The organism is Pedobacter sp. UC225_61, from assembly GCF_044452285.1.
GTDB lineage: Bacteria > Bacteroidota > Bacteroidia > Sphingobacteriales > Sphingobacteriaceae > Pedobacter.
In genome coordinates this window covers 946,778-959,136 of record NZ_JBIOAL010000001.1, presented here as the reverse complement: position 1 = coordinate 959,136, position 12,359 = coordinate 946,778, and the positions used below count along the sequence as shown (strand labels likewise).

Below are 12,359 nucleotides of genomic sequence, written 5' to 3'. Positions count from 1 at the left end.
TAATTAGTATTACCTTCGTTTATCAAATTAAAAGAAGATGATTAAACTGGCAAAAAGAGAAGAGCAAATTATGCAAACCTTTTGGGATGTAGAGAAAGCATTTATTAGAGATATTATTCCATTACTTCCAGATCCGAAACCACATTACAACAGTGTTGCAACAATGGTAAAAATTTTGGAAGAAAAAGGGTTTTTGGGACATGATGTAATTGGAAATATGTTTTGCTATTTCCCACTTATTAGTAGAGAAGAATATCAAAAGCATGCTTTAAAAGATGTGGTAAGTCAATACTTTGATAATTCTTATCCACGCATGTTGGCTTTTTTTGCAAAAGAACAAAACCTATCAGAAGACGAACTAACAGAAATAGTAAACCTCATTAAAACTAAAAAGCCATGATGTTTTATGCCTTAAATGTTGCCCTTATTCTTGCAGGATGTTTCTTGTTTTACAAAGTATTATTGCAAAAAGAAACTTTTTTTCCGCTTAACCGCTTTGTCCTCTTAGGCTGTTTGGCTTTATCTTTCAGTTTGCCGCTTATCCCAGTTCCAGAACAATGGTCTTTTCGTAATGCGGATAATGCAACTGCCATTGCATCTATAGTCGAAAGTAAACAAGCCGATGAATTGCCAATCTCAAACACGGTTTCTACTACACAAAGTGGTGCAGCTGCTAACCAAACTATATACGTTGCACCTGTTAAAAAAGAATCTTTCTTTAAAGATATTTCAATTTTTAAAGGGCTTGTTTGGGGCTATTGGCTTGGCGTTGCCGTATTTGGGCTAAACTTTTTATTCCAACTCTGTTTATTGTTATATAGAAGCTATCGAAGTCCTTCTATTGAAGATGGGCGTTATCGAATTGTTGAGCTTACAGGAGATCAGGCTCCATGCTCTTTTGGGAATCATATTTTTATCAACCCAGAAAAATACGATTGGGATACGTATAGCCAAATTATTTTACACGAGAAAATACACATTCAACAAGGGCATAGCTATGACATTCTATTAGCTGAACTTGCGCTTATTTTTCAATGGTTTAATCCGTTTGCTTGGTTTTACCGCAAAGCGATTGAAGATAACCTTGAGTTTTTAACCGATAATGAATTACTCGAACATTCTGATGTAGAAAAGACCAGCTACCAAATGAGTTTGGTTAAGGTTTCTGCACCTCATTTTCCAATTAGTTTAACCACAAATTATAACCAATCTGTACTTAAAAAAAGATTAATCATGATGAACGCAAAAAAATCTAGCCTTAATTCAACATGGAAATACCTTTGTATTTTACCATTGTTGCTCGTATTTATTTCATTATTAAACGAGCCAGTAGCTTATGGAAAAACAACTCCTAAAACTGCCAATAAACCAAGTCAACTTACTACTATTCCAACTAAAGGATCATGGTTTGCCACCATTAAAGGAAGCAAGGTTAAAATCCGTTTTGAAGGAGAAGAAGATAAAAATAGCAATAGCAACAACGATTTTGATCTTTCAGAATTTAAAAATCTTCCGCAAAATACAACTGGCCAATTTTCTTTAACCCGTGAAGCTGGAACAGTACAATTTACGGGTAGATTTGATGGTAATGTTGGAATGGGTGAATATAATTTTAATGCTAATGAAAGTTATGTTTCATTCTTAAACACAGAAGGTATTAAAACCGATAAAGAAAAAGACATGTTCGTGTTTTTCCTAATCAACATTAAAAAAGATTTTGTAACCATGTTAAAATCGCAAGGTTATACTCAGCTTTCTAAAAATGATCTTATCCCATTGGCAGCATTAAAGGTTAGTAAAGAATACATAAGCAGTTTAAAAGCAGCTGGACTGAATGAGCTTAGCTTACAAAATCTTATTCCATTAAAAGCATTAGATATTGATGCTGCTTTTGTAACTGATATTAAAAATTCTGGGTATAAAGATGTTACGGCAAGTAAATTAATTTCGCTTAAAGCGCAAGGGATTACAGGTGAAGATATTAAAACTGCAAGAATTGCAAAGGTAGAATCTAATCAGAATGCAAACGCAAATGCAAATAAGAATGCCAATGCAAATCTAAACGCTAATTTAAATGCGAATACAAAAGGACCAAAAGGTAGCAAGGGAAGTAAAGGGGATAAAAACTCAGACGATGATGCGTTGGAATCTTTAATTGCAAAAAAAGCGATGAACATTACTCCTGAATTTATTAAAAGCTTTAGGGATGCTGGGTATAAATTTACAGATGAAGACCTTTTGGCCATCAAAGCATTAGGTATAACACCCGCATTTTGCAAAAAATTTGATGCGGTTATTCCAAACCTTGAAACCGAAAACTATGTAAGTTTAAAAGCATTAGGGTTTACACCAGAAGAATACAATAGTTATTTAAAACTTGGCTTTAAAAAGCTTGACATTGGCGATGTAATGGGTGCAAAATCAACTGGAGTAACTCCAGCATTTATAACAGAAATGCGGAAAAAAGGCCGTAACTATTCTACCATCGATAAGTACATCTCGTTGAAAGTACTTTCAATCGATTAAGAAACAAAAATAAGTATAACCAACAATGCCAATGGGAGATTATTCTTCTCTCCTGGCATTGCCATGGAAAAAATTGCCCCTCCCATAAATAAACAAAAATATATTTTCAACGTCGTGCAACATTTCATAATGAAGTGCAGTCTTATAGTGAACAAAACAAACCGAATGAAACTAATTTTTACCTTTATTATCCTAGCATTTACTGTTACCGTTAGCGTTGCACAGAATGCTCCAATAAAAAAGAAAGTTCAAGCTAAAAGGACTTCAATAAGCCCAAAAATAGATGGTGTTTTAGATGATGCTGTTTGGGATGGAGTTCCTATAGCTACAGATTTTGTAGAGAACAGACCGGTTCCAGGCCGTGTGGAACCGAGAGAAGGTAGAACAGATGTAAAGTTTTTATACGATGATTACGCGATTTATGTTTCGGCAAGAATGTATGATAAACCTGATAGTATTGTACATGAGTTAGTTGCAAGAGATCAAATTGGTAACGCAGATTTTATAGGCGTTGTTTTTGATACTTTCTTGGATGGGCAGAATGGCAATGGTTTTTTTGTTACTGCTGCTGGTGTTCAGTTTGATGCTAAATATTCTCTTATTGGTGATGAAGATCCAAACTGGAATGCTGTTTGGGAAAGTGCTGTAAGAATTGACGACAAAGGTTGGACCGCAGAAATTAAAATTCCATATTCTGCATTGCGATTTTCTAGTAAGGATATCCAAAACTGGGGAATGAATATCATTCGTAAAAGAACAGGAACAAATAGACAAACTTTTTGGAATTTTGTAGACCCTAAAGTAAGTGGTTTTATTAATCAAAGTGGGGTTTTAGAAGGTTTGCAGGGCATTAAAGCGCCATTGCGTTTGTCGTTTTCACCTTACGTTTCTACATTAATTAGTAATTATCCTTATAATACTCCGGGTGTTAAAAACACACAAGCCTCTATTAATGGTGGCATGGATGTGAAATACGGCATCAACCAAAGTTTTACCTTAGATATGACTTTAATCCCCGACTTTGGTCAGGTTCAGAGCGATTATCGAGTATTGAATCTTACACCATTTGAAGTTAAATTTAATGAAAACCGTCAGTTTTTTACAGAAGGAACAGAGTTGTTTAATAAGGGGGATTTATTTTATTCTAAACGCATTGGATCTATTCCATCTTATTTTGATAGAAGCGCATTGAAATCTACGGATAAGGTAATTAAAGATCCACAAGAGGGAAAAGTATTAAATGCAACTAAAATTTCTGGCCGTACAGCTAAGGGATTAGGCATAGGCGTTTTTAATGCTATCACTAATAAAATGTACACAGAGGTGGAAGACCCAGCCGGAAATAGAAGCCGATTTGAAAGTCAGCCTTTAACCAATTACAATATTTTCGTATTAGACCAATCGTTAAAAAATAACAGTTCTGTTAGCGTAATTAATACAAACGTTTTAAGACAAGGGAGTGCATATGATGCAAACGTGAGTGCTGCACTTTTCAATATTAACGATAAAAAGAACACTTATTTTATTGACGGTGCTGGTAAAATGAGTTATGTAACTGCTGATCCAATTAAAGAAAATCGTAACGGTTACAGTTATGATTTATCACTAGGAAAGAAAAGTGGAACATACACATTTACTTATGGACAAGAATTTTCAGATACTAAATTCGATCCATCTGATATGGGATTTTATACCAATAACAACTTCTTCAATCAATCAGTAAACGTTGCATATAATGTTTATAAACCTGGTAAATGGTACAATCAAATTCAGGCATGGACAGAAATAGAATATTCGAGAAGATTTAAACCTGGTGATTATCAAAGCTTAGGATTTTTTCCAGGCTTCTATGTCCAGTTTAAAAATCAATGGTCAGCAGAATTAAATGCAAATGTATTAGCAAAATCAAACGACTTTTATGAATCTAGAAATGGACAAATTTATAAAGCACCAGGAAGTTATCGTTTAGGAATTTACATCAACCCAAATAGAGCTAAAGCATACAATTTTGGCGGAAACGTAACTAGAACTAAAGTAGATTTATTTGATGGGGTTAATTATAACTTTTACTTCTTTCAAAATTTAAGAGTAAGCGATAAACTGGCATTTGGTTTAGACCTAAACTTTAATCCAAGTTATGATTATGTAAGCTGGGTTGGGTTTAACGGTGCACAATCAGTTTTTTCTAGATACGATAGAAACACAGTTGAAAACACAATGGATGCCAAATATAGTTTCAGTAATAAAATGGGAATTCAATTGGGTGTAAGACATTATTGGTCTGATAGAAGAAATAAAGAATTTTATGCATTAAACAGTACGGGTGGATTGAATGCCTATACTGGAGCTGCTTTACAAAACGTGGATAGAAACTATAATGTTTTTAATATTGATCTTGCTTACGTTTGGCAGTTTAAGCCAGGAAGTGAGTTAAGTATTACATACAAAGATGCTGCAGAAACTAACGAAAAGTTTTTGACCAAACGTTATGGCAGAAACTTTGATAAAGTGCTATCTGGACCACAAAATAACAGCTTATCTATAAAAGTATTGTATTATATAGATTACTTAGATCTAGTGAAAAAGAAAAAATAATTTTATTTATTAGCTCATTTGCATCACCAGTTCATTTGGTTAAGTGTCTAAACATCTAACCCAATGAGCTGATGATATTACCTAGGAAAAGTAAACATTAACCCTAGCGCTAAGGTTTGACTGCCTTGTATTTTAAGATCAGTATCTCTGTCATATAAACCAACTCCGGTAAGAGAAACATTCATAAAACGATTAACTTTTGCAACAAGGTTTATATCTAATCGGTGATCTATATGTCCAAAATTATCATAAGGAATAAACATATTGTACCGTGTTTTTAAGGTAATATTTTGGAAAATCTCTTTTTCAAAACTACTTACAATTTGAAATGCTAATTCATTCCTAAATTTTTTCCCTTGCTTTACCCCAAAATTGTTAGGATTAGTTTTATACAAATCTGTATCTAATACAAAGGTTTGTCGTGCTGTACCTGTACCAATACGAGTAGAGAAAAACTTATTTGGTTTATATTCAAAACCTATTGATTCTGTTAAATAGCCCGGCGACATGAATTTAGATAATAGATTTTCTCTTTCATTTCCTGCAGCATCTTTTGGATAAGAAAACCCTTTATCAAACTGCGATTCAAAATTAATCGAACCAAAGAAATACCAATTTTTAGAAAGTTGTATTGCCGCTTTGTTATCCCAATAAATACGGTCGTTGGTTTTCTTTTGCAACTGATTTTTATTTTTCACTTTGCCATATTGCAAAATAACTTCGCTCACATAGCTATAACTTTCTTTGCTGTATTCGGCTTTATAATTTATTAAACCGCCAATAGCTAATGAGTTTACCCCACCACCTTTCCAGTTATCGCTAAATGATGCTTGATTAATATTAATGCCAACTGATGTTTTAGTTTTCCAATAATTTATTTTTGCATTTACTAATGCTGGATTTAATTTAACCGGTTGAAATTGTAAAGTTCCAATTCTAGAAGGAAGAGGACTACGCTTCAATTTGATGTCTAAATCTTTTGTGGGAATAGGAATTGTGTCTATCTCTTGAGCAGCAAGACGTGAGGAAAATGCAAATACGATTAGAAAGGCAAGTAATAAGTTTTTCATTTGTACTACAAATAAAAACAAAAATTAAGCGGAATAAAAGTGATTTATGATAAAACGTGTGATAACATCTTCATTGATAGTGTATAGAAGTGAACTATTAACGTAAAAATTTTATCCAACTATACCATTGCCTCTCAGATAAATAATTCAAATCCTTTTCAAAATGATACGCTTCTTTTTCAAAAGAAATGTTAAAGTAAGCTTGGTAATGATTTCTATATTTAATAAGGTTGATGCAATAATTTAGTAGGTAAAGCAAGTAGAATGGCAAAACTAATAATTCCAGCTGTTGCTGAAGATGAATTTGCTCGTGATTAATTAGAACAGAATCTCGTTTTTGAGCTGTGTTTTTTAACAATATAAATGGAAATATTGCCATTGCATTTGCAGATAACTTAGGCAATATGATAAACCAAAATCTCATTGGTTTTGATAACTAAGATTTGGCGGATTCATCTTTGGTAAATTCGGTAATCTAAACATCGCTGGATTTCTTTTGTAAGATGCAAAACTATTTTTAACGTATTGTACAAAAGAATAATCTGAGGCTGACAAAACAAACTGATATGTTGGACGATATTGCAACATGAAATCTGCTAGCTCTGTATCATTTGTTGCAACAACAGATTTTATGTAATCGGGTCTAAAACGATAATCGATAATCGCTTCACGGTAATCACGTTCTAAAATTGATTGTAGATGTCTAGCATTTTTACCTTGCCTACTTAGTAAATTATAAATTGCATCGATACCCAAACCAACGCCACCTAAGCCTATGTTCAATAAATCACTTGTATTTCCTTTATCAATAGCATATTTATAGTCTTTTAAGGTTTTGCTGTATTGATCTTGAGGACTTGGTGCCTTACCATAAATTTTAACTTCTTTTAATTTGATGCTTAAAGATTTTAGTTGAAAAACAATAGCGTTTTGACCTTTGTAAATCACAGTATCCATTCCATAACCACTGAGCGCAGCAAAAAGCGTGTCGCCAACTTTGGCAGTACTTGTAAATTCTCCTTTGTTGTTGTTGTAAATCCCATTATCGTTTGCAGGATTGTAGATGTAAACTTTTGCTAATCTCTGTTTGCTATCCTTATCTACAACAAAGCCTTGCACCGATTTAGTTTGTGCAAAGAGTTGAAAGCAACACAGCGTTAGCAATAAGAAAAAGCCCGAGAATTTCATTTGTTTAACAAAACTACAATATGTTAGAAAGAGTTATGCTTTTCTTAACATTATTTAACTATCAAAAGTTTTTGACCAATTTTAATGTTATTGTCGTTTAACTTGTTTAGTGCTTTTAATTCATCAACGGTTAATTTGTATTGCTGAGCAATTTTGAATAAAGTATCACCCTGCTTAACGGTATAATAGCTTTCTGCACCTGTCAAAGTTGGTGGATCTTTTGGTGCTACATCAACAGGTGTAAATTTTTTCTTTTCTATTGGGATGTTCGCATTTATTTCGGTAAAAACGCGATCTTCTCTTGAAATTTTCTCGCTTTCACTTTCAGGTTGATCATATAGATATAATTTATACTTCTCAATAACTGTTATCAACATTTCTGGATATTTGGGGTTTGTAGCATATCCAGCAGTTCTTAATCCTTGCGCCCAATTTTTGTAATCGTTCTTGTCCAATTCAAATAGAAAACTATATCGCTTACGTTTTAAAAATTCAGAATGATCTTTGTATGATTCTCTTGCATCTTTATACACTCTAAAACAATCGTTGCTCTGATCATCATCTTTATAATATGCTTTTCCTTTCCAGTCAGATGTACATTTAATACCGAAGTGATTATTTGCATATTTAGCCAAACTACTATTTCCACTACCCGATTCTAAAATGCCTTGAGCCAATGTAATGCTTGCTGGAATACCATATGCATTCATTTCTTCAATTGCCACAGCTTTAAAAGCATCAATATAAGTTAAAGTGGTATATGTTGTAAAATTCGGGTTCTCTTTGTTTGCAGCTTTTTCAATTTGCTTATTATTTCTACTATACTGTCTAGATTTACAAGCACTAAAAAATAAAATAGCAATAGCTAAAATGAGCGTAATTTTTTTCATTATAATTTAATTCTTTGACCAGGTTGTACAACTGCTGATTTCAATCCATTTTTCTGCATTAAAGCTGCAGACGTTGTACCAACTCTTTCTGCAATTATATTTAAGTTTTCACCAGTTTTTATGGTATACATTTTACTTTTTTTAGCAATTGATGAACGGGATTTTGTGCGACTACTTGTTGTTGATTTTGCTACCACATTTGCTGTAGGAATTATTGTTTCAATATAATCATCAGGTCTATCATCATATTGATACAATTCATACTTCTTGATTAGCGCAATAACTTGTGATGCCCAAGTGCGGCTACTTGCGTAACCTCCCCGCTGAATTCCCTTTGCCCAATTTTTATAATCGTACTGATCATATTTACTAAACAAAACGTTGAAATAGGAACGACTATGTAAAAAAGAAATGAAGTGATTGTAAGAAGAATCTACAGTTGGATAATCTCTATAAGATGAATTGATTTCGCTACTGCTATTTGGTCCTTTTACACCAAAATGATTGTTTAGATAACGGGCTATTTTACTTGTACCAGCAGCAGATTCATGAATAGCAACCGCTAAAATAATACTAGCAGGAACTTGATTTATACGCATTAATTTTTGTGCATAACCTACATGTTCAGCAATATAATCTTGTGTAGTTTGCGCTTTACCAAAAAAGCAGGTTAATAATAGGATAAATAGGGTAAATGTTTTTTTCATTGTTATTGTTTAATTATCCAATTGTTAGCGCTATGCCAACTTAAAACTGTCAACTGACAATTGCCAACTGAGTTATTTTTTTCGTATCACAAACAACCCATCTCTAACGGGTAATATTAACTTTTCGACTCTTTTATCTGCAGCAATTTTATCGTTAAAACTGCTAATATTTTTGGTGTCTTTGTCTTGTGCATTATTTAGTACTTTTCCACTCCAAAGCACATTATCTACAATAATAATTCCACCAGATTTTACTTGTTCAAATATTAAATCGTAATACGTTCCATTATTTTTTTTATCAGCATCTATAAAAACTAAATCGAAGATTTCGTTGGCTAAAGTTTTTAAACTTTGTTGAGCATCGCCGATAAGATATTTTATTTTAGAATTTAATGGCGATTTTGCAAAACTCTTACGAACCATTTCTTCCAGTTCTGCATTAATGTCTAGCGTGTAAATTAGACCATCTTCTGTTAAACCCTCAGCTAAGCACAAGGTAGCGTAACCTGTAAAAGTGCCAATTTCTAAAATCCTTTTAGGAGTATTCATTTTGCTAAGCAAACTTAAAACACGGCCTTGGTAATGTCCACTTAACATGCGAGGCATTAACACTTTAAGATGAGTTTCTCGATCTATTTGCTGCAACAATTCATCCTCTGGTTCGCAGTATTTTAACAATAAATTCTGTAGTTCTTCGCTAATCATTGTGTTTATAAACGGTGTTGTTCCATAAAATATTGCAAAATTATTGTCGCCGCTATGGTATCAACCCTTTCTTTATCTCTTCTATCACTCTTTTTAAATCCACTTTGCATAATAGTTCGCTCTGCTAATTTAGAGGTATAACGTTCGTCTATCCAGTGCTGCGGAATAGTAGGGAAATTCTTTTTTAGGATAGTTGAAAAACCTTTAACATGTTGTGCAGATTCTGATGGCGAACCGTCCATTTGCTTGGGCTCTCCTAGTACAAAAGCCTCAATTTGCTCAGTGAGCATGTATTTTTTAAGAAAATCGATTACATATTTTGGATGTATCGTATCCAAACCCGTTGCTATAATTTGCAAAGGATCTGTTACGGCAATGCCGATACGTTTGGTGCCATAATCAAAAGCAAGGATGCGTGCCATAAAATCAAAGATATGATTTTTGACGAAATTGAATTTTAGCTTGTCGGTTAACTGTTTAAGTTATCAACCGATAACTGCCAATTGATTATGTTCCCGCTCTATTAATTTCATCACCCGCACCACCAGTAGATCGTTTAGCTGCTTTAAGTGGTTTGCCAAAACGATAACTAAAACCGGCATTAATTACTTGACTATCTCTCCATAAAATGAAGTACTCGTTTGCACCAGGAAAATCAGTCATTCCTTCCATAGATTGAGTGTAAAAAATATCTCTGGCAGTTAATCTTAGTGTTCCTTTTCCTTTTAGAATAGTTTTAGCCAAACCTGCCGATACTTGACCAGTTGGAGATAATAATTCTTGTAAGTCGTTACGATTTTTAGTGGTATAAAACCCAGAAATTTCTCCATTTAAAGTTTTGCTTAATTTAAACTGATTATTCATGTTGATGTGCAATTGTTTTACAGACGATTTATAATTCACATTCTGATAACCACTTAATTTTTTATAATTGAAATTACTTTGAGCAGTTAACGACCACCATTTAGCAGGAGAAACTTGTAGTGTAACTGATGCACCAAAATTGTACATCTGACCCACGTTTCCTTCTGTGTACACTAAAATATCATCGCCTTCAGATAAAAATAATTGAGAAAAATAGTTTTTAATTGCGCTGTATGAAACGGCCGTTGTTAAGAGTTGCTTATACGAATGACTTAACTCGAAATTCCAAGTATATTGAGGTAAAAAGAATGGATTCCCTCGCTGATAAGTGTATTTATTAATGATGAAAACAAAAGGATTCAGTTTTTGATAAGCTGGTCGATCTATTCTGCGCCCTGCAGTAAAAGAAAATGAATTGGCAGAGTCGGCTTGATAAGATAAATATCCCGATGGGAAGAAATCTTGATAGTTTTTAGAAAAATTGCTTCCTGCTTGTGAAGCATTACCTAATTGATTTCCAGTGTAATGGGTGTTTTCATAACGAACACCAAGTTGATAACTGAAACGATTAATTTTATGCTCTAAACTGCTATACACAGAGTTGATATTTTCTTTATACAAAAAGTGATTGCTTTTTTTAAGATCTTCTTTCCAATTTGTTCCATCAAACAACTCATAATTTGCAGTATTGTCGGTATTAATAGATGAAGATTTTGCACCAGCCTCAAATTTTGCATTTTTTCCAAGCTGCAATATATAATCAGCTTTGGCTGAAAATATTTCCAGTTTAGAAGGAATATTTCCTCGCGAACCTTGGTTATAAGTAACCGCTCCTGTACGGATGTTTTGAAAATTTTGATCATTATCAATGCTGTATTTTAGATAATCTATATCAAAACCAATATCTTGTGTTTTGGTAATATTGTGTCTGCCATACACATTTACTGCACCATTTCTTAATCTAAAATCACTTCCGCTATATGTTGTAATTGCAAAGTCAACAATCTTTTGTGGGCTTAGCCAAGTTGCAACCGCATCCCCAGCACCTTTACGAGCTACTATATTACCAGAAAGCGTAAGTCCAAAAGTTGTTTTTTCAGATGCATAAAAATCTAATCCTGTTTTAAGAGAATTGTTATGGCCTTCATTTCCTAAATAAGAAGGTTGATCTAATGCAGAAGTAACGTCACCTTTATTATCAAAATATTGACGGTACGCATAGATTGAGGTAAAGTTTTTATTGTAATTAAAACCGTAATTCAAAAATGTATTTATCTTCCCTTTTCTAAAGTTTAAAACTAGAGAGTTATTATTTTTCAAATATTTCCCTTGACCAATATTCGTTAAAAAATTACCATTAATTCCTTCTTGTTTATTCTTTTTGGTTTTAATGTTGATGATACCTGCATTTCCACTCGCATCATATTTTGCCGATGGACTCGTAATTAATTCAATCTGATTTACTTGCGAAGAACTCATGCTTCCCAATAGATTACTCAATTCAGTACCCGACAAATAAGTTGGTTTATCGTCAATTAATACTAAAACACTTGACTTCCCTTGTAAACTAATTCCACCATTTTTATCTACCATAACTCCTGGCGATTTTTCCAATACTTCTAGAACTGTAGTTCCAGCGTTGGTAATTGCAGCGTCGACATTTACAATCGTTTTCCCTTGTTTGCGCTCAATTAATTGCTTTTTACCAGTTATGGTTACTTCTTTTAATTTTTTAGAGCTTGTATCAGGTTTTGCGTTTTGCGCCATGGCTATAAAGCAATTTATAGAGCAAAATAATATAAAAAGGTATTTAG

General features: G+C 33.2%; 11 protein-coding genes. 3 read left to right on the top strand and 8 right to left on the bottom strand.

The window, feature by feature from the left end; translation table 11 throughout:
• The first annotated feature begins 37 nt into the window (after positions 1-37).
• The 3 genes from ACHMWN_RS04645 to ACHMWN_RS04635 all read left to right on the top strand — a co-directional run bounded on the left by ACHMWN_RS04645 (position 38) and on the right by ACHMWN_RS04635 (position 5,121).
• Positions 38-400: a BlaI/MecI/CopY family transcriptional regulator gene (locus ACHMWN_RS04645; protein ID WP_397298130.1), complete on the top strand. Its 363-nt coding sequence runs from the start codon at positions 38-40 to the stop codon at positions 398-400.
• Positions 397-2,526 (top strand): M56 family metallopeptidase, encoded by a 2,130-nt coding sequence (locus ACHMWN_RS04640; RefSeq protein ID WP_397298128.1) that lies wholly within the window; start codon positions 397-399, stop codon positions 2,524-2,526. The genes ACHMWN_RS04645 and ACHMWN_RS04640 overlap by 4 nt, the downstream gene beginning before the upstream one ends.
• Before the next feature lie 165 nt (positions 2,527-2,691).
• Complete coding sequence (locus tag ACHMWN_RS04635; protein ID WP_397298127.1) at positions 2,692-5,121, top strand: DUF5916 domain-containing protein; 2,430 nt, start codon at positions 2,692-2,694, stop codon at positions 5,119-5,121.
• A 77-nt stretch (positions 5,122-5,198) separates the two neighbouring features.
• Here ACHMWN_RS04635 and ACHMWN_RS04630 read toward each other — a convergent pair whose 3' ends face one another.
• The 8 genes from ACHMWN_RS04630 to ACHMWN_RS04595 form a co-directional block, all read right to left on the bottom strand.
• Positions 5,199-6,191, bottom strand: coding sequence for a DUF3078 domain-containing protein (locus tag ACHMWN_RS04630; RefSeq protein ID WP_397298125.1), 993 nt, complete (start codon positions 6,189-6,191; stop codon positions 5,199-5,201).
• Between the two features lie 97 nt (positions 6,192-6,288).
• Positions 6,289-6,615 (bottom strand): hypothetical protein, encoded by a 327-nt coding sequence (locus ACHMWN_RS04625; protein WP_397298123.1) that lies wholly within the window; start codon positions 6,613-6,615, stop codon positions 6,289-6,291.
• Complete coding sequence (locus ACHMWN_RS04620; RefSeq protein ID WP_397298121.1) at positions 6,612-7,379, bottom strand: hypothetical protein; 768 nt, start codon at positions 7,377-7,379, stop codon at positions 6,612-6,614. The genes ACHMWN_RS04625 and ACHMWN_RS04620 overlap by 4 nt, the downstream gene beginning before the upstream one ends.
• Positions 7,380-7,429: 50 nt before the next feature.
• Positions 7,430-8,269, bottom strand: a complete 840-nt coding sequence (locus ACHMWN_RS04615; protein ID WP_397298119.1) for a glucosaminidase domain-containing protein — start codon at positions 8,267-8,269, stop codon at positions 7,430-7,432.
• A complete protein-coding gene (locus tag ACHMWN_RS04610; protein ID WP_397298117.1) occupies positions 8,269-8,976 on the bottom strand; it encodes a glucosaminidase domain-containing protein in 708 nt (235 codons plus the stop codon). The genes ACHMWN_RS04615 and ACHMWN_RS04610 overlap by 1 nt, the downstream gene beginning before the upstream one ends.
• Before the next feature lie 72 nt (positions 8,977-9,048).
• Positions 9,049-9,681 carry an O-methyltransferase gene (locus tag ACHMWN_RS04605; protein ID WP_397298115.1) on the bottom strand — a complete coding sequence of 211 codons (633 nt, stop codon included), beginning with the start codon at positions 9,679-9,681 and terminating at the stop codon, positions 9,049-9,051.
• A 5-nt stretch (positions 9,682-9,686) separates the two neighbouring features.
• Positions 9,687-10,103 carry a Holliday junction resolvase RuvX gene (gene ruvX, locus ACHMWN_RS04600; protein WP_397298113.1) on the bottom strand — a complete coding sequence of 139 codons (417 nt, stop codon included), beginning with the start codon at positions 10,101-10,103 and terminating at the stop codon, positions 9,687-9,689.
• Positions 10,104-10,188: 85 nt separating this feature from the next.
• On the bottom strand, positions 10,189-12,312 hold the full coding sequence (locus ACHMWN_RS04595; RefSeq protein ID WP_397298111.1) for an outer membrane beta-barrel protein: 2,124 nt from the start codon (positions 12,310-12,312) through the stop codon (positions 10,189-10,191).
• Between the last annotated feature and the right edge of the window lie 47 nt (positions 12,313-12,359).